Consider the following 25525-nt stretch of genomic DNA (forward strand, 5'->3'; position numbering starts at 1 on the left):
GGCATATCGCTCCTTCGGTGGAGAAGTGGAGGCGTCAAGCACCCCCACGATATGCCGCCTTTCCGATTCCCGCCGTCACCAACTTTCAGCGATAGCTCGAAGCGCTTTCGTTGCATCGCTCAATAGAGCAATTGATTGGAGCAGACAGTAGGCGATCACCGGCTCCATTACATTGAGTTGCAGTTGGCCTGCCTCAGGAGCAAGCGTCATCGTTAAATCCGCGCCAATAACCTGAAAGGCGACTCGATTTACCACCTCCGGGATCATCGGGTTGACCTTGCCCGGCATTATAGTCGAGCCCGCCTGGAGAGCCGGTAAGTGATTTCTGCCAAGCCCCGCGAGGTCCGCTTGAGAGCAGCGTAAGGTCATTCGAGGTCTTGGACAGCTTTGTCGCCGTACGCTTCAACATTCCGGAAATCAAGACAAACAGACCCGTGTCCCAGCATGCCTCGATCAAGTTAGCGGCTGAGCGGAATGGCACCTCAGTAAGCCGTGAGAGTTCCTCAACGACAAGGCCAGCATATTACGGCTTTGTATTGCTGCCGGTTCCGATGGCGGTGTCACCGAGATTTACCTCCCTGAATAAAGCGACGAGTTCTTCCAGCCGTCCAACGTCTTCCCTCATCGTCGCGGCAAAGGCAGAAAATTCCTGGCCGAGGGTCATTGGCACAGCGTCCTGCAATAGCGTGCGGCCGAGTTTTACAATGCTGGTAAACTCAAGCCCTAACCGACGCAACTCCCGATCCAGACGCTGATGGGTTAATATGACGGCGAGCCGGATCGCAGTCGGATACACGTCATTGGTTGATTGCAACCGATTGACGTGATCGTTCGGATGGATGATGTCGTAGCGACCGCGAGAAAATCCCAAGCGTTCAAACGCTCTATTTGCGATCACCTCGTTCATATTCATGTTGGTAGACGTCCCGGCGCCGCCTTGGAAAACATCAACGGGAAATTCCGTCATCGAGCCACCCGCAATAATATCGTCGCACGCTGCTGCGATTGCGGTCGCCTTAGTAGTTGGAATATCGCCGAGCCTGGCGTTTGCCAGCGCGGCTGCTTTCTTCACAACAAAATCAGAATCGCCTGTAACGTAATAACCGTTGACGAGTTCATCAGACGAGTTGATGGCGCTCTTGAAGCGATCAATGGTATCCTCACGCTCGCGCTCCAGAGTTACTAGGACCAGCATTTGAATGGCCCGGCCTACCGCGTTCGCCGATACCAGCGAGACGTCTGCCGCAATGATACCTTCCGAACGAAGCCGCTTTAGCCGGCGTTGACACGCGGTAGCAGACAGTCCGATCAGTTCGCCGATTGCCTCTGAGGTCAAGCGGTTGTTCTTTTGCACGATCTCGAGGATCCGAGCATCTATTCGATCGTATCGCATAAGGTGGTCCTTATGTCCGTCGCAAAGTGAACCCGGGCGATGCAGGAAGTCGTCCGAGCAGATTTCAACGCGCAGAAAACTGGTTCTGCAACCCTAGTATCTTGAGCTACGAACGAGTTTCAACAAATGACGGCCGCACTGTGATGAACTCTCAGATAGCTACACGGTAGCTCGCCCGAGCTGTCCGCATGAATCGGTGCTCCGCATCGACGCGATTTCGTCTGGGCCGGGGAGCGCTCATAGAGTGGTGTTCTTATGCGCGTACGGGCAGGAGAGTTGCCGAGTCTTTGGTTGTGACTTTAGGAGTGCGACCGCCACCACAGCTGCAGCGGCTGACTGAGCATGCACGATACGGAGTGATCGGGGCCCCGGGTGAGGCCGTTGTGGAGTCGCCGTGCTCGAACACACCCACCGTACTTGGTCGATCGTCAGTACGATCCTGGCGCCCGCCTCTCGACCTGATCACAAAAGCAAACAAGGACTGCGCTCAGCCGACCTGCTTTTGCGATGCAACGCAGGTCGAACACCTGCGAAATGATGAGGAATGTTGCAGGAATCCGGAGGTGTTTCCGTGGATTGCGCTGCATCATCCTGCAGATACAGGTCTAATCTCTCAACTCGCCCAACAATCCTTGGGATGTTGAGAGGTCAGAATAGTGCCCCCCCATATGACGTCGCCCCGAATTGGTCAGATCAGCGAGATGGACCGTCGCACGGTCCTGCATCCTTTCACCCAGCTAAAAGATTTCGCCACAGGCAAGCTCGGCGATCCGGTAATTGTCGAAACCGGGAAGGGCATCCGCATCAAGGATGCCCGCGGCGTCGAGCTAATTGACGGTTTTGCCGGCCTTTATTGCGTCAATATTGGGTACGGGCGCACCGAAGTCGCCGAAGCTATCTCGCGACAAGCTTACCGTCTGGCCTATTATCATTCGTACGCCGCGCATACGACTGACGAGCTGGCGATTCTATCCGATCGTCTTGTGAAGATGGCGCCTGGCAGCATGAGCAAAGTGTTTTATGGCATGTCCGGATCGGACGCCAACGAGACACAGGCCAAGCTCGTCTGGTACTACAACAACCTGCGCGGTAAACCCGAGAAGAAGAAGATCATATCGCGTCAGCGCGGTTATCACGGTTGCAGTGTCGTCTCGGGCTCCATGACCGGAATGAGCTTCTACCATGATCATATGGATCTTCCGGTGCCTGGGATCGTTCACACGGGTGTGCCGCACCATTACTGGGGCGGCAAAATCGGTGAGACCGAGATCGAATTCTCGCGACGGCGTGCCGCCGAACTCAATGAGCTGATCGAGCGCGAGGGGCCTGAGTCGGTTGGCGGTTTCATTGGCGAGCCCGTTCTTGGTACGGGCGGAATTACACCCCCGCCCGAAGAATACTGGGAGGCGATCCAGGCCGTGCTTCGGAAGCACGACGTGCTACTGATTGCCGACGAGGTCATTACCGGGTTCGGCCGTACGGGGTCCATGTTCGGTTGCGGGCATTACGGGATCGAGCCTGATCTTGTCACCATTGCCAAGGGGCTGACCTCTGGCTACTTCCCGTTGTCAGCCGCTATCGTCGGCGAGAAGGTCTATCGAGTTTTGGAGGACGGCGCCGATCGCGTCGGCGCGTTCTCGCACGGCTATACCTATTCGGGGCATCCGATCGGTGCTGCCGCGGCCAATGCGGTGCTCGATCTGGTCGAGCGCGAGGACCTTCCCGGTAACGCTGCCACGGTCGGAGCTTACTTTCAGAAGCAGCTAAAGGCTAAGTTCGCCCAGCTGCCGATCGTGGGCGAGGTTCGCGGCGTTGGGTTGATGGGGGCCATCGAGTTCGTGGCGGATCGCGAGAAGAAAGTCCCGTTCGATGCTGCGTTCAAAGTCGGCGCGCGCGTTTCCAAGGCTGCGCGGGATCGCGGCCTTATCGCCCGGGCAATGCCGCATGGCGATATTCTTGGCTTTGCTCCGCCGCTCGTCATCACGAAGGCTGAGATTGACGAGATGCTCTCAATCACAGAATCGGCCATCCGCTCAGTCATGGACGAACTAGTCCAGAGCGGCCAGAAGATTTAAAACTCTTCGGTTTTCACGTGCGTCGCAGCCTCGAATACGTTCGAGTCAGGCCCCCCATGGCACGCAAAATTCGGCTCCATACTAGGTAACACCAGCATGGAGCAGCGGAAGTGGCAGGTCGCACTCGGCTCGTTGAGCCCGTGAAGTCACCTGTCTTAAGGGCCATGCTCCGCTAAGCGGGGAGCATAGACTTACCATAAATCGCCAGCAGCCTCGGAGGCGAGTGCGGCGACAAACCTTTGTTGATAGGAGCCATGGGACCGCTAGCGGGCATCAAGATCGTCGATATGACCTCCGTGTTGATGGGGCCATTTGCGACGCAAACTCTCGGCGACTATGGAGCCGACGTCATCAAAGTCGAGGCTATCGAAGGCGACATTACCCGCCAGATCGGGCCGATGCGTCATCCTGGCATGGGCCCGTTGTTCCTCAATGCCAATCGTAGCAAGCGTTCGATCTCGCTCAATCTGAAGAGCGATGCCGGCCGCGACGTGCTGCTGCGTTTAGCGGAAAAGGCAGACGTGCTGATTTACAACGTACGATCGCAGGCGATGGCGCGGCTTCGTCTCGCCTACGAAGATGTCGCGGCGATCAACCCTCGTATCGTGTATGCTGGGCTGTTCGGCTTCGGTCAAGACGGCCCGTACGCGGCTAAGCCGGCGTATGACGATCTGTTGCAAGGCTCATCGGGTTTGTCTCATCTGCTGGCCTGCGTCGGCGACGGCAAGCCGCGCTACGTGCCGACGGCACTTGCCGATCGCGTGGTCGGACTGTCTGCAGTCGGCGCGATTCTCGCCAGCCTGTTGCATAGCGGCCGCACGGGGCGCGGCCAGCGTCTCGATGTGCCGATGTTCGAGACAATGGCGGGGTTTGTCCTGAGTGATCATCTCGGTGGTCTGACTTACGAGCCGCCGCTCGATAAGGGAGGCTATGCCCGGCAGATGTCGCCCGACAGGCGGCCGTACCAGACGAAGGACGGCTTCATCAGCGTGATCGTCTATAATGACAAGCAATGGAACAGCTTCTTTGAAGCGACTGGTCGCGACGATCTGCGTGCCAATCCGAAGTTCGCAACCTTCGCCGCGCGTCTTACGCACGTTGATGAGCTGTACGCCGAACTCGGGCGCATCTTTCTAACGCGCACAACGGCGCAGTGGCTGCGGCTGCTGGTCGACGCCGACATTCCGGTGATGATGGTGCACGATTTCGAAAGCATACTGGAGGATGAGCATCTCGCGCATACGAATTTCTTTGCCCTGAAGGAGCACCCGAGCGAGGGCACAATTCGCAGTATGCGTGTGGCGGCGCAATGGACGGACACAGTTGCCGAAACGGAGCGCCTAGCGCCCCGTTTGAGTGAGCATGCCAGCGAGATATTGCGGGAAGCCGGTTACTCCTCCGCTGAAATCGCGGCGCTCTTCGAAACGAACGCGGTCGGGCGCCCGACTGACCTCGTTGCAAATGAAAGATAAGCGAGATGGATTTTAACCTGAGCGAGAACCAGCAGTCGATCCGCGACGCCGTGGCGAAAGTGTGCTCGCCGTTCGACGATGCGTATTGGTTAAAGAAAGACCGGGAGGGAGGTTTTCCGATCGAGTTTCATCGCGCGATGGCAGATGGCGGCTGGCTCGGGATCTGCGTGCCAGAAAAATTTGGAGGAGCCGGTCTCGGTATCACAGAAGCCGCGATCATTCTGCGCACGGTGTCGGAATCTGGCGCCGGCATGACGGGCGCCTCGGCGATCCACATGAATATCTTCGGACTCAACCCCGTCATTGTATTTGGTAGCGAAGCGCAGTGTACCCGCATGCTCCCGCCTATGGTTGAAGGGAGGGAGAAAGCCTGCTTTGCAGTGACCGAGCCAAACACCGGCCTCAACACCACGCAGCTCAAGCTTCGCGCAGAACGACGGGGTGACCGCTACATCGTCAATGGCCAGAAAGTATGGATTTCGACCGCCCAGGTCGCAGACAAGGTACTCTTGCTAGCGCGTACGACTCCGCTCGAAGAGGTGAAGAAGCCGACAGGGGGCTTGAGTCTGTTCTATACAAGCTTTGATCGAAAACGCGTTAAGGTCCGCGAGATCGAGAAGATGGGTCGTAAGTCAATCGACTCCAACGAGCTGTTCTTCGAAGATTTCGAAATACCCATCGAGGACCGCATCGGCGAGGAAGGCCGCGGCTTCGAATACATCCTGCACGGCATGAATCCGGAACGTATCCTGATCGCGTCGGAAGCCATCGGTCTCGGCAAGGTGTCGCTCGATCGAGCTACTGCCTATGCCAAGACTCGCATCGTGTTCAATCGACCGATTGGAAAGAACCAGGCGATTCAGCACCCGCTGGCTAAGAATTGGATGGACTTGGAAGCCGCTTGGCTGATGACGCTGTCGGCGGCGTGGCAATACGACCAAGGCCTCCCGTGCGGCGCGGCGGCCAATTCAGCGAAGTATCTCGCGGCCGAAGCCGGATTCGAGGCCTGCCAGCAAGCGGTGATGACCCACGGCGGCTTCGGCTATGCCAAAGAGTATCACGTCGAGCGGTACTTGCGCGAGATTATGATTCCGCGGATTGCGCCGATCTCGCCACAGCTCATTCTCAGCTTCGTCGCCGAGAAAGTGCTGGGTCTGCCGAAGTCGTATTGATTCTTGCTAGCTGCGGCTCGCGGATCTATTGCGCGCGTCCAGCAAGAGCAAGTCTCATCTAGATGATGGAGAGCCGGCTCACGCCCGGAAATTATGGTAGATAGGAGTTTTGAGGATGGCCGGTCTTTATTTTGAAGACTTTTGGGAAGGCCGGGAATTCCATCACGAGTTCAGCCGCACCGTCACCGAGATGGACAATACTATCTTCAGCTTGCTGACGATGAATCCGCAACCACTGCATCTCGACGCGCATTTCGCCGAAAAGACAGAATTTGGTCAGCGCCTCTTCAATTCACTCTACACGCTGGGCATTATGATCGGCATGAGTGTGTATGATACTACGCTAGGCACCACCATCGGAAATCTCGGCATGACCGACGTAAAGTTTCCTAAGCCGGTGTTCCAAGGTGACACCTTGAGGGGGCACACCAAAATCATCTCGAATCGGCGACGCAAGTCGCGCCCAACGCAAGGTGTCGTGGAGTTTGAGCATAGCGCGACTAACCAGCGCGGCGAGATCGTCGCCAGCTGTCGCCGCACCGGCCTCATGATGTGCAAACCGACGGTTTAAAGCATGCGTTCGATGCTGTTTGTGCCTGGCGATAGCGTCAGAAAATTCGAAAGTACCCGTAAAACCGCGGCAGACTGCCTGATCCTCGATCTGGAAGACTCCGTCGCGCCCGATCAGAAGATCAGCTCGCGCACTGTCGTACACGAATGCTAAGCCAGAACCGTGGTCAGCAGAAGTGTTATGTCCGTGTCAACGCGCTAGATACCGGACTAGCGCTTGGAGACCTCGCTGCCGTCGTGCCGGCGAAGCCCGACGGCATTGTTCTGCCGAAATGCGAGGGTGGCGCTGACATCGACAGGCTCTCGCTATATCTTGATGCGTTTGAAGTTGCCGCTGGGATCGAGCCCGGTCACATCCGCATCGTGCCGGTCGCGACCGAGACGGCTCGGGCCGTGTTCAAGCTCGATAGCTTTTCCGGCAGCAGCAAACGATTGTGGGGACTCATGTGGGGTGGCGAAGATTTGAGAGCAGCGATTGGTGCGCTGCGCAATCGCACGGACGGTAGGTTCCACAGCCCCTATTTGCTGGCGCGCGACCTCTGTCTGATTGGCGCGGGTGCGGCCGGCGTAGTCGCGATGACACCATCTATACCGATATTGACGATCTGGACGGATTAAAAACAGAAGCGCTAGCGGCGCGACGCGATGGCTTCGTGTCGAAGGCAGTGATCCATCCGAAGCATGCCGACATAGTCAACACGGCCTTCACCCCATCGGAGCAGGAGCTGGCCGACGCGCACAAAATAGTTGAAGCGTTCACACCGAACCCAACGGCCGGCGTGGTGCGGGTCGACGGCAGGATGGTCGACAAGCCGCATTTGCGTGCCGCACAGAAGACGCTGGAGCTTGCGGAACGAAGGACTGACGCTACCCTTCTTTAGCGCATGAACTCGATGCCTGTATCATCACGAACGACGCGTCCAGTGCCAGGTGAAAACACGTTGAACATGCCATCATACCGGCCGACCAAGTCAGTCCTGTTCGAGACGGTCCAGAGACATGAAGATCGCTGCTAAAAGTCCCGCAATTACGATTGTCCTCCACCATCCGCTCGCAGACTCCTATGCGCAACTTATAGGGGAGCGTTTCCCAAGCGTCCGCGCAATAGTGGCGACCGACCCCGATCAGCTCGACCGATGCATCGGTGAGGCGGACGCCCTGCTCGCCTCTCACTTTCCCGTTCATGTGCTCGACAAGGCAAAGAAACTACGCTGGTTCCAATCTACCGCCGCCGGAATCGATTCTTTGCTACCGATCCGCGATAAGGTCGGTCACATCACGGTAACCAATACTCGCGGCATTCACGGCCAGATCATCGCAGATTTCGTAATGGCCGGCCTAACGATGTTGCAATGGGATTTCCGCCGGTTTTTGCGCGCGCAGGCGGAACGGAAGTGGATTCCGCGCTATATAGCGCCCCTTGCTGAGAAGACGCTTGGTGTGGTTGGGTTGGGTTCAATCGGGAAGACCATCGCCCTCCGCGCGAAGAGTGCAGGCATGACTGTCATCGGTTCGAAGCGGGACATTTCCGTCCCGGTCGAAGGTGTAGACCGCCTCTTTGGCTCGGATGCCCTTGAAGAAATGCTTCCGCGCTGCGATTTCGTTGTCTTGGCTCTACCCTCCACCCAAGACACCCAGGGTCTCATCGGAGCTGCCGAGCTCGCGCGTATGCAACCCCATGCATTTCTCATCAACATTGCACGGGGTAACGTCGTGGTCGAGGCCGAATTGATTAAGGCACTGCAGACAGGCGCGATAGCCGGTGCCATGCTGGACGTCTTTGAGCAAGAGCCACTGCCAGATGACAGCTTACTGTGGGACATGCCGAATGTCATTACCACACCGCATGTGGCCGGAAGTCCAAGCGACTTTTCGGAACGAATGTTCTCAATCCTTGGAGGCAACATTGAACGCTTCCTAGACGGCCGGCCGCTCAACAATATCGTCGATGTTCGACGCGGCTACTGAGCAATTACCCGGTACATCGGATTGCCTTCGATCGACATTTTCCTCTTTCCTCCTGATGCGGGAAAGAAGGCAGTCCCCGAGGCCTAAATCGTCTTGCGCTGGGGCAGACCAGTACGCTGTGTGGCGAAGCAGTCTGGCTTCCTATTCCAGAAAAATAAAGCGTCGACTGAAGGCTTACACGTACCAATCGACCGGTTCATCAACGATGCGGGCTGATGCCGAGGCCGCAGTTCTGAACAGCATGAGCCATCATCGCGACATCGGCGGGCAACGCGATTGCAGACCGCAAGTATGATCATTCAAGCCGCGGCAGCTCCGACGAGACGATCGCTACCAGCCGAGCCGCTCCGAACCTGCCGGGATATCGGCAGAGGCCGGACTTTGGATGCACCACGCGCATCGACACGGTCCTGGCTCGCGCCGTCTAGCGTATCATCTGTGTGCAGTACCGTGGAGGCTAGAAGAGCTGCAATGCGTCGAATTGGCCGCGTTTCAGGCGCGATTTCGGCGCATACGGTTTAAAGATCGGAGAATTTAGCTTCGATCTAAGCTATGATCACGGCCATGAGTTCGCAAAACCCTTATTTGGGTAGGCATTTCCCGTCTCGAATGCTGCTTGCGGTTCGGGACCCCGCCACCCGTCTTGCTGTTCCGATGTCGATTTGGAGGCCTTCCAATTCGGTTATCTCGGATGGCGCGCAGTGGCGCGGCGGTGTCGCGTCATGTGCGGGTCGGGGCGGGCAACGTCAGTCTGAGATGGAAATGAAGGTTTGAGCCCAATGAGCACACGCACCAATAGTTTTCTCTCGGATGTCGAGCGCGACGCGATGATCGAGTTGCGCCACGCTATGCATCGCTACCCCGAGCTCTCGAACGCAGAATGGAAGACGCAAGAGCGGATACGTGCCATCCTGCAACGCTTCGGCCTCAACGGCGCTACGGCCTTCCACAATACCGGTCTTTATGTCGACGTCGAAGGGACGGCGTCCGGCCCGCAGCGGTCGATCGCGGTACGCGGTGATATTGACGCTCTGCCGATTCAAGAGACCCGCGACGATTTGCCTTATCACTCGCAGATCAACGGTGTCATGCATGCTTGCGGTCACGATGTGCACGCGTCTATCGCGCTCGGGACCGCGCTTGCATTCCACCGCATGCGTGACAATTTTGCGGGTAAAGTGCGAGTATTTTTCCAGCCAGCTGAGGAGGCCGAGCCGCTTGGCGGTCGTACGGTGAAAGAGGAGAAATTGCTGGAGGGCTTTGACGGAGCCGTTGGCTTCCACGTTAGTCCAGACATTCCCGCCGGCATAATCGATGCGTGTGAAGGGTCGATAACAAAGTCCGCCGACCAGTTCAAGCTTACCATCACGGGCAAGATGGCTCATGGCGCGTCGCCCCATAACGGCATCGACGCGATCACTATTGCAGCCGCCTTCGTTAATGAGGTGCAGAAGGTGATCTCCCGCGAGATGCCGGTTGACGATGGTGCAGTCGTCACGATCGGCACCATCCATGGTGGCGAGGCGACCAACATCATCTGCCCCTCGGTGGTCATGGAAGGAACGATCAGGACCCGCAGCCCAGAACGTCGAGGCTTGCTATCCCAGCGCATCCGCGAAGTGGCTGAAGGTGTCGCTGCAATGCATCGTGGCCACGCCGAATGCAGCATCCGCACAGGCGAACCGCCCGTCGTCAACGATGGCGAAATGGTGAGGCGCTTCCGGCAAGTCGTTAGTGACACGATCGGCCGCGACAAATTGATTGCAAAAAAACGAGCAGCAGGTAGTGACGATTTCGGCTTCTACGCCGCATCTGTACCGTCAATCTATTTCTGGTTCGGTACCCGCGAAGCCGGCAACGACTCACTGGTGCACACTCCGACATTTGGAGCCTCCGACGATCTCCTTCTTCCCACGACGGAGCTCACCGTCAAATACGTCCTCGATCTGCTAAATCCCTGAGCAGATCCATACGTCAAAGGTTTTCAGTAAAGTCCCAGCCGGTGCTCTTCACCAATATGGTTGAGAGCGCCGGCTAGCGATCTGCCATTCGGATCTCAATGAGCCGCTACTCTACGCCGCGCAAGATGATGGCGACCTCATTCGTTCAGAACCCTAGTGATGGAACACATCAAGAAAACTCGTCGTGCGGGAGGTCTTCGTTTTCGGTCGCAACTATTCCAGTTCCTTGCGACCTCACTTGGTAGGCCTAGCTAGGTTGCAGAAACGATCGGTGCTTCCGAGGAAAAGTACCACGCGAAGGCATGTGTATCGGCTATATGTCGTGGGCAGCCACCCGAGCGGGTGGCGTATCCCGAGCGCCAACTTCCAGGCGAGAAGTTTGAGCTGGTAGCGCGCAATGCCTTGACCGCGGAGCGCGGCAAGCTGGACTTAGTTGTTTGGCGGATGCCGTGTACAGCGGTGCGGATCGCGAACCGGAAGCCGTGATACGCCTCGAGCTGCTCACCGGAGTCGGCGCTCTATCGACGGTGACTGAGCGGATCGGTCTGGTAGCCACCACCTCCACGACCTACTCGGAGCCTACAACTTGGCGCGATCCTTGGCGTCGCTGGATCATATCGGCCAGGGACGAATCGGCTGGAATGTCGTCACCAGCGGATTGCAGCCGGAGGCTGCGGCGACTGCGTTCCACCGGGGCTACCAACGATAGTCTTCCGAACATTTCGAGCGGAAACTGGTGCACGAACGCAGGACTTCGGTTGGCGAAGTCCCTGAATCAGCTCATTTCAACCCCAAACTTCCTCTGATCTTACAGGCAGGCGATCTAGGGCTCGGACTCAATTGATCCAATAGGCAACGATGGCGGCGAGATGGACGGCAGCCAAGAAGTTCCTGGCTAGTTTGTCGTAGCGAGTTGCGACACGCCTGAAATCCTTGAGGCGGCAGAAACAGCGCTCGATGACGTTGCGCCCCTTGTAGGCGCGTTTGCTGAAGCTGTGGAGAGTGACCCTGTTGGATTTGTTTGGAATGACGGGCTTGGCACCACGATCGACGATTTCGGCTCGAAAGCCGTCGCCGTCGTACCCTTTGTTGCCAATGAGGGCAGACATGGGTGGCGCGAGTTCCAAAAGGGTTGGCGCTGCGGCAATATCAGCGTCCTGGCCTGGAGTGAGATGAAATGCGCAAGGTCTGCAGTCAGGGTCGCTCAGCGCGTGAATTTTCGTGGTCCGCCCGCCGCGCGAGCGGCCGATCGCTTGTTCATGCTCCCCCTTTTCCGCCGCTCGCCGAGCGATGCGCTTTGATCGTGGTGGAGTCGATGGACAAAGTCACGCCGTCTTTGCCGCAGCGGGCGAGCGCTTCAAAGATCGCCCGCCAATGTCCGCGCTTGGCCCAGCGATTGAAACGATTGTAGATCGTCGTGTACGGACCATAGTCGGGCGGGCAATCGCGACAGCGTGCGCCGCACTGAAGCATGTGAATGAGACCGCTGATGACGCGTCGATCGTCGTCGCGCACCGGTCCGGTCTGGTTCGTTGGCAGATGCGGCTCTATCAGAGCCCATTGCTTGTCGTTGAGCCAGAACAGTCCTTTGCGCATCGAAGTTCCCCGCGTGGAATCAACCAGCTGCGAGGGAATCAGAGTTCGCTAATTAGGTACAGACCCTAGTCATCTGGAACGCAAATTCGTCGCATTAGTTGATTGTTCGAATCTCTAGAGAGGAGGGCGATAGTGGCGGATGCAGGTGTGCGAGGCCGGCCGATCGCGCCGTTGGTGCTTAGTCCGCAGGAGCGGACGTACTTGGAAAGGCAAGTTCGTCGTCATCATGTTGCCCGGTCGCTATCTGAGCGGTGCCGCGCGATCCTGCGATGCGCGGATGGATTGCCAAGCAAGTCTGTGGCTGCCGAACTCGGCCTTCACGAACACACCGTTGGCAAGTGGCGCCGCCGATTCTTGAAGATCACTGTGATGGCCTGCTTGACGAAGCCCGCCCTGGCTGCCCTCGAACCATCGACGACGACCAGGTTGCTGAGGTAATCGAGCGGACATTGCGTACGACGCCGCGCGACGCGACGCACTGGTCGATCCGCTCGATGGCTGCGGAAACTGGCTTTTCTGACACCACGATCCGCCGAATGTGGACGGCGTTCGGCTTGCAGCCGCACCGCAGCCAGACATTTAAACTGTCGAGCGATCCGCTATTTGTCGATAAGGTGCGCGATATTGTCGGGCTTTACCTGTCCCCACCGAACCGAGCCGTTGTCCTCAGCGTCGATGAGAAAAGCCAGATCCAGGCACTCGCTCGCGAGCAGCCGGTCTTGCCGATGATGCCTGGGGTGCCGGAACGTCGCACGCACAGCTATGTGCGGCATGGTACGACCACGCTGTTTGCCGCGCTCGATATCGCTTCCGGCTTTGTCATTGGCAAATGCTACAAGCGCCATCGGGCGGTCGAGTTCTTGAAGTTCCTCAAAGAGATCGACGCTCAAATCCCTGAGGAGCTCGCTGTCCATATTGTCATGGACAACTACGCCACCCACAAGACACCCAAGCTCAAAGCGTGGCTCGCTCGCCGGCCGCACTATCATGTCCACTTCACGCCGACTTCCGCGTCATGATCAATCAGGTCGAGCGTTGGTTCGCTGAACTCACCAGAAAGCAGATCCAGCGAGGTGTTCATACCTCCGTCAGGCAGCTCGAGGCCGACATCCGTACCTTCATCGACTTGCACAACAACAACCCGAATCCCTTCAAATGGACCAAGTCCGCTGAACAGATTGTGGCTTCCGTCAAACGCTTCTGCCATAAAGTCCAGCAGACTTTATGTGGCGAACTTTAGATTCACCTGACTAGCAGCAGAGCGCGTTGAAAGTGTTGCGACGTTTCTGTTCTCGAAACCTAACCAAATCACCGCGAGCGGATAATGAGCGCGCTCACAAAGATCATTCTCTTTACCGAAGCCGATGGCCATATGCGTTTTCGAGAAGAGACGATAGATCTGACCGAAGGCTTAACCGATGACCTTGCCCCCAAGTTTTATCCAGTTTTGAGTTCGCCCCGGTGTTTGGATTTGCCCGGTTGGGCGGTGGGAGCGACGGGAGCTGGCGCGGAGCCTTCGGCATAGCGCAGCGCCAGATCCCGGCGCGGATGACAGGTGAAGGCGAACTCCGACAGGGTCTTCCATCCGAGCTGCGAGTGTGGTCGTGCGTTGTTGTAATCGACCCGCCAGAATCCACGCGTGACGCGGGCCTGGGCCAGCGACGTGAACAGCGTCTCGTTCAACAATTCATCCCGCAGCCGGCCGTTGAAGCTCTATGAAGGCGTTCTGCATGGGCTTGCCCGGCGCGATGTAGTGCCATGCGACGCGGCTCTGGTCGGCCCAGGTCAGGGTGGCATTGCTGGTGAACTCGCTACCGTTGTCGCTAACCACCATTTTGGGCTTGCTCCGTTCCATCACCAGCCGGTCCAGTTCCCGCGCGACCCGGGCGCCCGAGAGCGAGGTGTCGGCCACAAGCGCCAGGCACTCGCGGGTGCAATCATCGACCACGGTCAGGATGCGGAAGCGGCGGCCGTCGGTGAGCTGATCCGAGACGAAGTCGAGCGACCAGCGGTCGTTCGGCGCCATCGGCACTGTCATCGGCGCTCGGGTCCCGATCGCCCGCTTGCGGCCGCCACGGCGACAAACCGCGAGCCTCTCTTCCCGGTAGAGCCGGAAGAGTTTCTTGTGGTTAATCCGATAGCCCTCCCGCTTGAGCAGAACATGCAGGCGCCGATAGCCGAAGCGACGGCGCTCCTGGGCGAGCGCCCTCATGCGTTGGCGCAGGGCGGCATCATCCGCCCGGGACGTCTGGTATCTGATGGTCATGCGGCAACAGCCGATGGCTTTACACGCCCGCCGTTCGCTCATCCCGTGGGCATCCACGAGATGCGCGACAGCTTTCCGCTTCCCGCGGGCGTCACCACTTCTTTCCCAACAAGTCCTTCAGCGCTGCATTGTCCAGCATGGCATCAGCCAGCAACCGCTTCAGCCGCGTGTTCTCGTCCTCCAGCGTCTTCAGCCGCTTGGCCTCCGAGATCCCGCCAAACCTGGCTTTCCATTTGTAGATACTGGCATCACTGACGCCGTGCTTCCGGCACAGATCGGCAACCGAAACGCCAGCCTCGTGCTCCTTCAAAATCCCGATGATCTGCTCTTCCGAAAAGCGGCTGCGCTTGATGCTCTGGTCCTTGTCTTGGGCCAGAGCGAACTTCAACCTGGATTAAGCCTGAGGGGCAAGGTCACCGATGTTCGGAAGTCGCCACCATTCCCGTGCAAAAACTATCAGCTGCGTCAAAGTCCTGTCGGCTTTAGTTCCGCGTTTCATTGTCCGGGCAGCCCTTTGTGGGTCTTTATCCTCGGGGGCCAAATGGAAATCATTCTACAGGACGGAAGCTCTCGTCTTTTTAAACCGGGTGACTCCTTTTATGCAGCAAACCTGCTTCCCTCCGGAACGGTTTTCGACAGACGTGTGCATGGCCACTCGTCACGTCAGGTTGGTCCCGATCCGCTTGTTACGTTGTTCATCGAATCCTGAGTCGATTGTCTGCTGGATTAGGAGCCGATTTCCAACAAGTCGTCCGAGACCTCTACGGTGACCCTGCCTTGGCGAAATCGACAGGCATGGCGGAAGCGGAAGCGTTGGGCGTAATCGGGAATACTGTCTAGACCGGTTCCATGATCAACAGTTGTTCTGCGAATTTCTGCGACCATGATCGGCTTTTCGCAGATATTCTGCGTCGCAGGTCGTATATCCTCGCGGGATGATTTCGGAAAGAGACCCGATATGAGTACTGCTTCGATATCACCTGGTTCCGTAGAGTGGTCCATACTGTCGCTCGCCAACAGTGATCCATTTCCAGCTTATGAGGTCTTACGGAAAAGGGGACCGATCGTTTGGGATCCCGGAATGAATTGCTGGCTTGTGTTGAGCTACGATCTCTGCAGGGCGGTTGAGTCCGACGAGAGCACCTATCGGATCATCCTCGCCGCCGACAAGGGGCCTCTTGCGTCCGAAATCGCGGGCGGCAAGACATCGGTCGGGCAGTCTCTTGGAGAGAAGCATGCTCGCATGCGGCGGCTGTCTCTAAGACTTCTGGGCCCTGCCGCAATGCCGCGGTACCGTACCGAGCATGTTCTTCCGGTCGTCAATGACGCTATTGACCGTTTCGCTAACCGAGGGCATGCCGAGCTCATAAATGAGTTTGCCATCCCAATACCGCCGCGGGTCATGGCTTCACTTTTCGGGCTTCCCTGGAAGGACGACGCGCTTATGGCCAATATCTCTCAATGGCATGACGATATCGTCGCTTGGGTCGGCATGGGGTACCCCAATGATGAACTGGCAAGGAAGGCTAAACACGCCTCAGATGAGCTGAACAAGGTTTTCCTCCCGCTTGTCGTCGACCGACGGGAGAGGCGTGGCGACGATTTCATCAGCGCGGTATGGACCCATGCTCCGACAGATTACGGTGAAGTCGGGGTCGAGGACGTTATTTCAATCGTGCGAGAGATGGCGCTCGGAGCGGGAGAGACCACCACGAAAGCTATCGCCAATTCAACTTATCTGTTGCTGTCTAATCCCGTCGTGCGCGAAGCGGTATCTATTGATCAACAAGGCGCTCTCAATGCTTTTGTTGAGGAAGTACTGCGGCTCTTGGGATCACTGCAGTGGCGATTCAGGCTTGCCAGTTGCGACCTGTCGCTCGCAGGTTCGGCGATAAAAAAGAACGATCGGATTATGCTCTTGCACGCTGCCGCGAATCGCGATCCCGAGCACTATGCCTGTCCCCATATGATCGATTTGAATAGAAGGCCGCCCACCGATCACCTCGCATTTAACGTCGGTACGCGAATCTGCGTGGGTATGCACCTGGCCAGACTCCAAATACGAGAGAGCCTGAAGGCGCTTATTATCCGTCTTCCGAATTTTTACCTTGATCAAGGGAAGGAGACGCCTCAGTTTCGCGGCTTCTCCCACCGCTCCTTCGGTCCTCAACATGTGGTTTTCTAAGAATGAACGTCAAGATTTACGATCAGAAAGGCGGGTTGCTTGCGCTTAATAACGTGTCCGCTCCGACGCTCATGAATGCGATTCGGGATGCGGGGTTGGATCTAACGGCACAATGCGGCGGGTGTGCTTCATGCGGAACTTGTCACGTATACGTCGACGAGGCATGGCGGGCAAAACTCAAGCCTGCCGACGAGTTCGAATCTGCAATGTTGGATGTCGTTGAGCTGCGCCAAGATAGTTCTCGGCTTTCATGTCAGATTGAGTTGACCAAAGAGTTGGATGGCCTCACTGTAACGCTTGCACCTGGCGCCGCGTTTACCTAAGTGCCAGCCGCACGTCATGTTCTCGTCGTCGCTGACATGCAGATATCGTCGGCGGCATTACGTGAGCGTTGGCCCGGCGATGTGCAGGCGTGTGCAGCAGTGCAATACACTACGAACTTCGAGGTCGGCAGTCCGTTTGATGGTCCGAGCATCGCCTAGCTTGTAGTGGTTGGCTAGGTTGCCTGCCTTCTTGGGCTGGGCAGGCGATAAGCGGCGCCGGTTACGCCGAGAATACTCGCCGACGAGGTCGGCTACAACGCACGGAGCTCGCCAAGGTGGCCGGGCCGGGTGGACAGTATTTTGCGACGTCGGCGGCGACCACCCTCATGACGGCGACTACGCGATCGATGTCAAAGGCCGCGTTGCGCTGTGCGGGAGAATCCATGATGGAAGATGCCTCGGACGCACTCAGCACGCCTTGATAATGAGCCCAAATATTGCTTTGTCAATAACTGCCGCTCCACCAACAATAACTGACCTTCCTGCCAAGACAACGTTTGAACCCGCGGATCAAGGTTCCGGCCGGGAGCGCAAGTGCGGCTATGTTGGTCATCGCCTGAGCCAAATATCTTAGACTCAGAAATCGCAAGAATGCCGACCATGAATGCAGAATTTCAGCGGAAATGAGATCCGCACATGCGTATTTCGGCTCTGGTCTCACGATAATGTGTGCACAGGAAATAGAGACAGAGAGGGTACGGCTACAATTGCGCCCTGCGATCAAACGGGACTTCAGCGTTGCGAGTTGCACCCCGCAGCTAATCAGCACGAGGCGGGAAAATGACGGAAGTGGCAAGCGACACGCGGGGTTTGTACAAACAAAGGCGAGATTGGCGGTCCTTGGTCTTTTTCAGCATTTGCCAAGGCCGTTTGGTCCTTATGACCCAAGCTAGTTGACGCTAACAATTCGTCGTCCCTCTAGGATGCAGGTTGCATGTAATCGCTCACTGGTTGGCAATATCGCTGGCCAACCGCGGCAGAGACTCTGTTCTGCGCGCTCAGATGAAGAGTGGCGGAAGTGGGAGATGCGAACGAGTTGCTGCGAGGACTGAATCTTGTTCGACGTTGTTCGGTTCGATTGTCGCGCGATTGGCACATGGATCGTGTGACCGGGAAGGCATTCAACTCGGATCGCAAGGGAGAGGACAGTGCATGACGAGCGATTTGAATATTTCGCGGCGCTCCATGTTGGCCGGCGTGGCGGGGATCGTTGCGGCGCCGATGGTGCTGGGGGCCAAACGCGCCGCGGCCAAATCCGACAGGATCGTGATCTCGAACTACGGCGGATCTTATCAAGACGCTTGCGTGAAGGCAGTGTTCGATCCCTTCACCAAGGAGACGGGCATCAGGGTAGACAACGTTCCGGTCCCCGGTCTCGATAAAGTCAGGGCCATGCAGCTCACGCGCAATGTCGAAATAGACATTTGGCTAGGCGTGAGCGCCCAATGCGCTGCCGGATCCAGGCTGGGCCTTTGGGAAAAACTCGATTCGACCCTGTTTGACCTGCAGGATTTGACGATCCAGCCGGCGAGCGACTATGTCTTGTACGAGCTCGTTGCCCAGGGCATCTGTTTTGACCCGAAGAAATATGGCCCCGGAAAATATCCATCCGACTTTGCCGAATTCTTCGATCTGAAAAAATACCCGGGGCGTCGCAGCCTCCGCAAAAGACCCGACTCGATGCTGGAAGTGGCGCTTCTCGGCGACGGCGTGGCGCCCAAGGACATCTACCCTCTGGATCTGGATCGCGCCTTCAAGGCGCTCGACCGGATCAAGTCGAATGTTGTATGGGCGCAAACCGCTCCTCAGCCGATCACCTTGCTCCAGACAGGCGAGGTTGATTTCAGCATTGTGCAAAGCAATCGGGCCAAGGCGACACATGATGCTGGGGGCGGGACGCCCTTGGACTTCTCCTTCAAGCAGACCGTCACCGATGCCCTGGGCCTTGCAATCTTAAAGGGGGCCTTGAACCAGGATGCGGCTAAGAAGCTGATCGCCTACTTTCTTCGCCCGGAAACCTTGGCGCGGTTCGAGGACGTGGTAGGCGCAGCTCCGGTGTCCAAGAAGGCGGCGACGATGTTGCTGCCCGATGCCCGCAAATGGCAGCCCGACTTGAATAGTACTAATAGCCTTGTTGTTAGCGCTGACTACTGGGCGGATAACTTCGAAGCTGTAAATCGCCGTTACCTGGAATGGCTCTCGAACTGATGGCCTGTTGCTGCCAAAAGGGTTTCGGTCAACCCTTTCGGGAGCGCAATCAGCGAGCCTTAATTTTGATCTCTCACGTGACTCGTACGGACGGCCCATGACCCGCATCAGCAGTCTGCGTGCGCAGGCAATATTCATGTCGCCGGCCACCATGATTGGGGTCGCGATTGTGTTGCCCCCACTCTTGTATGTCCTCTTCACCAGCGTCAATGGATCCGCTCTGTCGCTGGATGCGTTCGGCGCAGTTCTGACCAGCGCGTTGTTCAGGCAAACGCTGGCTAGGACGCTTTATGTCGCTGGCTTGTCGTCAATTTTGAGCTTGCTCCTGGGCTTCATCGTCGCGCTACATCTTGCCCGCCAGCCACCGCGGCGCAGGGCTTTTTTAATGGTGCTCGTACTGCTCCCGTTCTGGACCAGCATCCTGGTCAAAGCCTTCGCGTTCACGATTATTCTTGGGCGTAACGGGATCATCAACAATGTTCTGAGTTGGATCCTGCAGACGAAAATCGAACTGCCGCTCGTGCTCAATCTTTTCGGCCTTCTCGTCGGCATGACCAATTTTCTGGTTCCGCTTATCGTTCTACCGGTCTTGGCCAGTCTGCTTGCCATCGACGGCGCGATCTATCGCGCAGCTGCCATCATGGGTGCTAAGCCCGCCCGCATCTTCTGGACGGTTACTCTTCCCATGAGCTTGCCCGGCCTGTTCGCTGGCCTATTGAGCACTTTCGTGATGTGCTTGGGGGCCTTCGTAATTCCGGCGCTACTCGGCGGCCCGCATGATGAGATGCTGTCGAACCTTGTCGACTTCTACAACCGACAGATCTTGGACTGGCCCAAAGCCTCGGCCATCAGCGTGATACTGTTCGCCATGGCTATTGTTTTCGCAACACCCCTTGCGGTTTGGCGCCGGCGCAAGGTCTAGGAGGCGCACATGTCCCAAACGATTCACGATCCGCTTTCGCGCCGTTATCGGGCTATGGGCACCGGCTTGGCCGTAGCGATTTATCTGTTTCTGCTCGTGCCCATCGTGGTGACGTTCCCCATGGCATTCGGCCCGACAAACGCGCTGACCTTCCCGCCGAAGGAGTACTCCTTCGATCTGTTCAATATCTTCTTCCACTCTCCAACCTGGCTGGCATCGCTGTTTGAGAGCCTCAAGGTTGCGGTAACGGCCATGACGCTGGCAATGCTGGCCGGCGTTCCGGCGGGATACTGGATCGCGCGCAATGACTTCGTTGGCAAGGCGCTCGTTACCGGCGTAATCATGAGCCCACTCATCGTCCCCACCATCGTAACGGCGCTCGGTCTTTTCCTCTATTTTTCCTATTTGGGGATCAGCACGACGACGCTTTCCATCGTATTGGGCCATCTTATGGTCACGCTGCCATACGTCGTCGTCATGGTTGTGGCGGGGGTCAACAAGCTGGACCGCAATCTCGAATTCGGCGCCGAACTGATGGGGGCCGGGCCGATCCGCATGTTCCTGACCGTGGTCGTGCCACAGCTTGTGCCATCGTTGGTAAGCGCCGCGCTCTTCGCGTTCTTGCTGTCCTTCGACGAGGTGATCATTTCCTGGTTCCTGGCTGGTTCGCAAACGATCACCCTGCCGGTAAAGATGTATACCGCTCTCGAATGGGAGGTCTCGCCCGTGATCGCCGCTGTCGCTACCTTGCTGACGATGGTTTCGCTGGTGGTCAGCATTGTCGCGATCGCCTTAAGGAAAGGGACGCCGGTCGAGACCTGACAGGTTGGTCCGGCAAGCCCATCGGTTAATATCCAGTATCAGAGGATGCAATCAGCGCGATGTATCGAGTGCAAACCATTGAAGAAGTTCAGCGACAAGAGCAGACATTCTCGCGCCGCTCGAGCAGTGTTGGCGAAGGAATGACCGGGATGAAAACAAGTAGCTTTCTCGGTGGCCAGGTTGCGCACGCAATCGCATTGAACGGCATATCGAAGACATACGGTTCGGTGACCGCGCTGCATCCGACCGATCTCAGCGTGGACAAGGGCGAGTTCCTGACCTTGCTAGGCCCGTCGGGCTCCGGCAAAACCAGTTTGCTCAACCTGATCGCCGGCGCGACCGCACCGACCACCGGCGCTATCTTGCTGGACGGACGCAACATCACCCAGATGCCACCGCGTGAGCGCGGGATCGGCATGGTGTTTCAGAATTACGCGCTGATGCCGCACATGACGGTATTCGATAACGTGGCGTATCCGCTGCGTGTGCGGCGCGAGCCGACCAGCACAATCCGCGCCAAAGTGACAGAGGCGCTCGAACGTGTCGGCCTGCGGGGGTTTGAGGATCGCAAGCCGCGCCAATTGTCGGGCGGTCAGCAGCAGCGTGTCGGTATCGCGCGCTGCGTAGTCTATTCGCCTGCCATTATCATGATGGATGAGCCGCTGGGAGCGCTTGACAAGAATCTGCGCGAGCAGATGCAGGGTGAGATCAAGCGTCTCCACAATGAGTTGGGTACGACCATCATCTACGTCACCCACGATCAGGAAGAAGCGCTCAACATGTCCGATCGTATCTGTCTGATGAGCGCGGGCCGGATCGCGCAGCTGGGGACGCCGGACGAATTGTACTTCGAGCCGCGCAACCGCTTCGTGGCAGAGTTCATCGGCGAATCGAATCTGATCTGCGGGCGCGTGACAGGCGGCGGACGGATTACGATGACTGGTAACAGGTCCATTGCCGTTCCAGCCGGCGCGTGGGATGAGGGTTCGGAGCTCACATTGATGGTACGGCCCGAAAAAATACGCCTCGCGGGGGCCCATGACACCGTTGCTGACGGCGTCAATGACCTGAGCGGCGAGGTCGCCAGCGTCTCGTTCGTCGGCGGCATGACCCGCGTGACGGTCAAGGTCGAGAATAGTCTGACCATCACTGCCAAGATGATGTCCGAACGCGCGGAATCCAGGGTCCAGCCCGGCGCACCAGTTCGGCTATGCTGGTCACCCACCGATATGGTCGTTCTCAAGGAGTAACGTTCCGTACACGACGAAATGACTGTGTTCATCCCCGATCATTTGCTTGCTGGATTTTCCAGGCCTAACGCCAACTATGGCTAAGAGCCGATCGGTCAGGCGTCGCATTTGCGGTTGTCATTTATTTGTTCGCGAGCGCCTATTCTGCGCATGCAGCGAGCACTGTGTATAAGGGCGTGCACCTGACATTTTGCGAGATGTCCGATACGCTGCCCATCATTGCGATCACTCAGATCGGCTAGTTCACCCGTCCATTTCGCAGAATTTCGTCCAATCGACCAAAACTCCGCAGTTTTTCGATGACCTCGCCCTTATAACGTTGCTGGCCGGCTGCTTCGAGGCAAGCCCGCTGCCTGCATCTTGAAGGAGCAAATTGAATGTCACAAGCGACGATCCCCGACCAATTCGTCACCGCCGACGTCTGGAGCGATCTGCGAAAATATAGACAGATGCCCGAAATCGACATGCAGCGTATGTATGGTTATCGCGTTGAACGCATACGCGGCGCGCTGCGCAAAGCCGGCGCATCAATGTGCATCTTTGTAAATCCAATTAGCCTTCGCTATGCGGTCGACTACCGTGTGTGGGGACTCCTTCAGTCGCATATGCCTTTTACCTACCTATTCGTGCCCGTCGAAGGTCCGATCGTCATCCACGGCGATTACAATCCAAGTAAGCTGACCATGGTAGACGAATGTCGAAAGGCACGTGCAATTTCCTTCTTTAACGCCGGATATGAACTCACTGGCGCAGCCCGCGAGCTCGCAAACGATGTCGTATCCTATCTCGCTGAGATCGGAACCGATAACAGGCGGGTGGCCGTGGAATATATTAATCCCAGCGTCACGCAAGCCTTGCTCCAGCGAGGCCTAGAGGTGATTGACGGGATAGCCATCTCTGAAGAGGCGCGACTAATCAAATCGGCTGATGAGATTTCTTGCATGCGATGGGCTATCGGTGTTGCGGAGCTCGGCATTGCAAAAATGAAGGAGGCAATCCGCCCCGGGGTTACCGAAGTGCAGTTGTGGGGTCTGCTCAACTACACGAACCTGGCCAATAACGGCGACTGGCATGACGGCCGCATGCTGGCGTCAGGTCCACGCATCAATCCGTGGTTCCAGGAAGCGTCTCAACGAGAGGTGGAGTCGGGCGATCTGGTCGGCTTCGATACTGACATGATCGGTCCGTTCGGTTATTTCGCAGACATATCGCGCACGTTTCACTGCGGACCGGCCAAGCCCACGAAGAGGCAGAAGGAACTCTATGGCTTGGCAATGAAGGAGATCGAGTACAATCTCGCATTGGTAAGACCCGGGATCACGTTCCACGAATTCCAGCAGAAGGCCTTGGTCCTGCCGGAGGAGTACCACCCCAATGCTTACACCTTGTCTATCCATGGATGTGGAATGTGTGATGAGTATCCGCGCGTCAATCAGGTGTTCGGCAAACCGCAACCCTATGAAGGGACGCTGGAGGCCGGGATGGTGATTTGCGTCGAAAGTTACGTCGGAGCTGTCGGCGAGCGCGACGGTGTTAAACTCGAGCAGCAGGTCCTTTTGGTGGAGGGGGGCTACGAGCTCCTTTCGACTTATCCCTTCGAGGAGTGTCTGCTCGACTAACGACAATATGCATCGGGTTTTCAGCCAGCCTCCTCGCAAGTTGTTGAGCGTATCGCAACGGTGAGGGTCGCTGCGTTAATTGGCACGGCGACGGACATGCTAGGCGACTAGAATGAGCGCGCCGACCTCGCGGAGAAAACATGCACTTCAACAAGCTTTAGCGCATCGAGTGAATACAGAGGTCGATGCAGAGAATAGAATACTGCTTATCGAAAAGCATCAGCCGGAGTTTGAAGCGACGTGTAAACTGGAAGGAACGTCGACTCCACTCGCATTCGGGAGCGCGTAAGATGATAAAGTCAAATCCGCTCGGTCACGCAACCAACTTCTTGGGATTCGGCACCTCTCATCCACGGCCCCTGTTCAATCGGTCCGTTGGCCGAACCGAAAGATCGCAGCTCAACGTTGAGATGATTGCACATCGGGCCTAAGCGCGTTGTATTCCGGCACAATGCACGACGGCGCGGCGGCGGCCTCTGCTCCAACGCCAGAATTTTTGATAAAATCATGCGTCCCCCCTTGCTATGGTTTGGTGGAGCGTAAGTGCCTATCAAAGGATAGTCCATGAACAAGCGCATTGAGAGAGTTTCATGCCGCAGGTTGCTCGCCGGAACGGTCGGAATGGTTGCCGCGCCGATGGTGGCCTCAAGACCTGGGCTGCGGCCGCCGAGTCAAATTCATTGACGGTCACTGGATTAGGCGGGAGCTTCCAGGAAGCTTATACCAAGAACGTCACGAAGCCGTTCGCCGATGAAGTGGGTATCAATGTCTCGCTCGTCCCCAGCCCCGGCATCGATAAAATCAAGGCTATGCAGCTTACGGGCAATATCGGAATTGACGTTTATAGCTGCACCGACGCGGAGGCTGCCTTTGGGTCGAAGCAGAGGTTCTGGGAAAAGCTTGACCCCTCTCCGTTTGATTTGAACGATCTAGCCGTTCGACCGACTGGCGATACGGTTCCCGAATATTTCTATACTGAAGGTATTGGACGGGATCCGAACAGATTTGGCCCCGAAAAACATCCAGCCACCTTTGGCGATTTCTACGACATAAAGAAGTTTTCAGGCCGCCGCGCACTTCGCAAGAAACCTAACGGGAGGCAGCGCTGCTAGCCGACGGGGTGACTCCAAAGCAAATGTATCCTTTGGATGTAAATTAGATCGGGCCTTCAGGCTGGTCGACAAAATCAAGCCAAGCATCGCCACCTAGTCGTCTAATGCTACCCAATCCACCTCTCTTCTGCAGACTGGCCAAGTCGAGTTCAGCATTACCTTTCCCAGTCGAGTAAAACCGACAATGGAGCCCGGGGGGAGTGCCGCTCGCATTCTCCTTATCAGGTCACACTTTCCAAAGCCATGAACGTCGTCGTCAAGGGCTCGCCGAATAAGGCCTATACGCTCCGGCCAGACGTTCAGGCTCGCTTGCAGAATGACAACTCGGCGTTCCCGCGCTGCGCGGCGGATCCGACATCGTCGATGGACGGCTCGCATAATTCGAGGCCCGTCAATCAACTATTCCGAGTTCCGCATGGCTGAAACCCGGACGTGCCTGTTTGCAATGGAATCTGATTGTCCGCACGGACTTCGTGTCGTGGGCAGCCTCAACCTGACGCGACGTTGTGGCGATTGTACCGGCAACGCGTATCGTCGCACGCGGTTTGAATTGTCCCAAGTGGGTGGGGTAGGGATGTCGGGCGGCCGGTCCTTTGTCGCTTGGCGGCAGC

The 25525-nt window shown here is 57.1% G+C and carries 15 protein-coding genes and 4 pseudogenes; 16 read left to right on the forward strand and 3 right to left on the reverse strand.

What is annotated here, in order from left to right:
• Window positions 1–75: 75 nt before the first annotated feature.
• Window positions 76–1393, reverse strand: a pseudogene (locus XH85_RS46405) (lyase family protein).
• 668 nt (window positions 1394–2061) lie between these two features.
• On the opposite strand from XH85_RS46405, the gene XH85_RS12045 reads away from it, so the two are divergent.
• From XH85_RS12045 to XH85_RS12075, 7 genes and pseudogenes are all read left to right on the forward strand, one after another.
• Complete coding sequence (locus XH85_RS12045) at window positions 2062–3468, forward strand: aminotransferase (protein ID WP_128932015.1); 1407 nt, start codon at window positions 2062–2064, stop codon at window positions 3466–3468.
• A gap of 254 nt (window positions 3469–3722) precedes the next feature.
• Complete coding sequence (locus XH85_RS12050; protein WP_128932016.1) at window positions 3723–4940, forward strand: CaiB/BaiF CoA transferase family protein; 1218 nt, start codon at window positions 3723–3725, stop codon at window positions 4938–4940.
• 5 nt (window positions 4941–4945) lie between these two features.
• Entirely contained in the window at window positions 4946–6112 is a 1167-nt protein-coding gene (locus XH85_RS12055; protein ID WP_128932017.1) for an acyl-CoA dehydrogenase family protein, read from the forward strand.
• Between the two features lie 115 nt (window positions 6113–6227).
• The gene (locus XH85_RS12060) at window positions 6228–6683 is read left to right on the forward strand and encodes a MaoC family dehydratase (RefSeq protein ID WP_128932018.1); all 456 of its coding nucleotides are present in this window, start codon (window positions 6228–6230) and stop codon (window positions 6681–6683) included.
• A gap of 3 nt (window positions 6684–6686) precedes the next feature.
• Window positions 6687–7563, forward strand: a pseudogene (locus tag XH85_RS47885) (HpcH/HpaI aldolase/citrate lyase family protein).
• A 118-nt stretch (window positions 7564–7681) separates the two neighbouring features.
• Complete coding sequence (locus tag XH85_RS12070; RefSeq protein WP_245474022.1) at window positions 7682–8650, forward strand: D-2-hydroxyacid dehydrogenase; 969 nt, start codon at window positions 7682–7684, stop codon at window positions 8648–8650.
• Window positions 8651–9429: 779 nt separating this feature from the next.
• Complete coding sequence (locus XH85_RS12075) at window positions 9430–10611, forward strand: M20 family metallopeptidase (RefSeq protein WP_128932019.1); 1182 nt, start codon at window positions 9430–9432, stop codon at window positions 10609–10611.
• A gap of 836 nt (window positions 10612–11447) precedes the next feature.
• On the opposite strand, the gene XH85_RS12085 is transcribed toward XH85_RS12075, so the two are convergent.
• Window positions 11448–12207, reverse strand: a protein-coding gene (locus XH85_RS12085) for an IS5 family transposase (RefSeq protein ID WP_128932020.1) whose coding sequence is annotated in 2 segments (ribosomal slippage) — window positions 11448–11874 and window positions 11873–12207 — 762 coding nt in all. Because the reading frame shifts where the segments join, the coding sequence is not laid out codon by codon here.
• A 132-nt stretch (window positions 12208–12339) separates the two neighbouring features.
• Here XH85_RS12085 and XH85_RS12090 point away from each other — a divergent pair.
• A pseudogene (locus XH85_RS12090) lies at window positions 12340–13447 on the forward strand (IS630 family transposase).
• Window positions 13448–13644: 197 nt separating this feature from the next.
• On the opposite strand, the pseudogene XH85_RS12095 reads toward XH85_RS12090, so the two are convergent.
• A pseudogene (locus tag XH85_RS12095) lies at window positions 13645–14825 on the reverse strand (IS3 family transposase).
• Between the two features lie 729 nt (window positions 14826–15554).
• Between XH85_RS12095 and XH85_RS12105 the strand changes: the two are divergent.
• The 8 genes from XH85_RS12105 to XH85_RS12140 all read left to right on the forward strand — a co-directional run bounded on the left by XH85_RS12105 (window position 15555) and on the right by XH85_RS12140 (window position 24914).
• A complete protein-coding gene (locus XH85_RS12105; RefSeq protein WP_208758108.1) occupies window positions 15555–16658 on the forward strand; it encodes a cytochrome P450 in 1104 nt (367 codons plus the stop codon).
• 2 nt (window positions 16659–16660) lie between these two features.
• Window positions 16661–16981, forward strand: a complete 321-nt coding sequence (locus XH85_RS12110; RefSeq protein ID WP_128932022.1) for a 2Fe-2S iron-sulfur cluster-binding protein — start codon at window positions 16661–16663, stop codon at window positions 16979–16981.
• Window positions 16982–18133: 1152 nt separating this feature from the next.
• On the forward strand, window positions 18134–19189 hold the full coding sequence (locus tag XH85_RS12115; protein WP_164940750.1) for an ABC transporter substrate-binding protein: 1056 nt from the start codon (window positions 18134–18136) through the stop codon (window positions 19187–19189).
• A 97-nt stretch (window positions 19190–19286) separates the two neighbouring features.
• Window positions 19287–20111 carry an ABC transporter permease gene (locus XH85_RS12120; RefSeq protein WP_128932024.1) on the forward strand — a complete coding sequence of 275 codons (825 nt, stop codon included), beginning with the start codon at window positions 19287–19289 and terminating at the stop codon, window positions 20109–20111.
• A gap of 9 nt (window positions 20112–20120) precedes the next feature.
• Complete coding sequence (locus XH85_RS12125; RefSeq protein WP_128932025.1) at window positions 20121–20933, forward strand: ABC transporter permease; 813 nt, start codon at window positions 20121–20123, stop codon at window positions 20931–20933.
• A gap of 68 nt (window positions 20934–21001) precedes the next feature.
• Complete coding sequence (locus XH85_RS12130) at window positions 21002–22183, forward strand: ABC transporter ATP-binding protein (protein WP_208758109.1); 1182 nt, start codon at window positions 21002–21004, stop codon at window positions 22181–22183.
• 377 nt (window positions 22184–22560) lie between these two features.
• The gene (locus XH85_RS12135) at window positions 22561–23802 is read left to right on the forward strand and encodes a M24 family metallopeptidase (RefSeq protein ID WP_128932026.1); all 1242 of its coding nucleotides are present in this window, start codon (window positions 22561–22563) and stop codon (window positions 23800–23802) included.
• 590 nt (window positions 23803–24392) lie between these two features.
• Complete coding sequence (locus tag XH85_RS12140; protein ID WP_128932027.1) at window positions 24393–24914, forward strand: type 2 periplasmic-binding domain-containing protein; 522 nt, start codon at window positions 24393–24395, stop codon at window positions 24912–24914.
• Window positions 24915–25525: the final 611 nt, after the last annotated feature.

This window comes from Bradyrhizobium zhanjiangense (assembly GCF_004114935.1).
GTDB classification, from domain to species: Bacteria; Pseudomonadota; Alphaproteobacteria; order Rhizobiales; family Xanthobacteraceae; genus Bradyrhizobium; species Bradyrhizobium zhanjiangense.

Coding starts and splice junctions, on each gene's coding strand:
- XH85_RS12045 (WP_128932015.1), top strand. CDS start 2,062: ATGACGTCGCCCCGAATTGGTCAGATCAGCGAGATGGACCGTCGCACG.
- XH85_RS12050 (WP_128932016.1), top strand. CDS start 3,723: ATGGGACCGCTAGCGGGCATCAAGATCGTCGATATGACCTCCGTGTTG.
- XH85_RS12055 (WP_128932017.1), top strand. CDS start 4,946: ATGGATTTTAACCTGAGCGAGAACCAGCAGTCGATCCGCGACGCCGTG.
- XH85_RS12060 (WP_128932018.1), top strand. CDS start 6,228: ATGGCCGGTCTTTATTTTGAAGACTTTTGGGAAGGCCGGGAATTCCAT.
- XH85_RS12070 (WP_245474022.1), top strand. CDS start 7,682: ATGAAGATCGCTGCTAAAAGTCCCGCAATTACGATTGTCCTCCACCAT.
- XH85_RS12075 (WP_128932019.1), top strand. CDS start 9,430: ATGAGCACACGCACCAATAGTTTTCTCTCGGATGTCGAGCGCGACGCG.
- XH85_RS12105 (WP_208758108.1), top strand. CDS start 15,555: ATGAATTGCTGGCTTGTGTTGAGCTACGATCTCTGCAGGGCGGTTGAG.
- XH85_RS12110 (WP_128932022.1), top strand. CDS start 16,661: ATGAACGTCAAGATTTACGATCAGAAAGGCGGGTTGCTTGCGCTTAAT.
- XH85_RS12115 (WP_164940750.1), top strand. CDS start 18,134: ATGACGAGCGATTTGAATATTTCGCGGCGCTCCATGTTGGCCGGCGTG.
- XH85_RS12120 (WP_128932024.1), top strand. CDS start 19,287: ATGACCCGCATCAGCAGTCTGCGTGCGCAGGCAATATTCATGTCGCCG.
- XH85_RS12125 (WP_128932025.1), top strand. CDS start 20,121: ATGTCCCAAACGATTCACGATCCGCTTTCGCGCCGTTATCGGGCTATG.
- XH85_RS12135 (WP_128932026.1), top strand. CDS start 22,561: ATGTCACAAGCGACGATCCCCGACCAATTCGTCACCGCCGACGTCTGG.
- XH85_RS12140 (WP_128932027.1), top strand. CDS start 24,393: ATGCCGCAGGTTGCTCGCCGGAACGGTCGGAATGGTTGCCGCGCCGAT.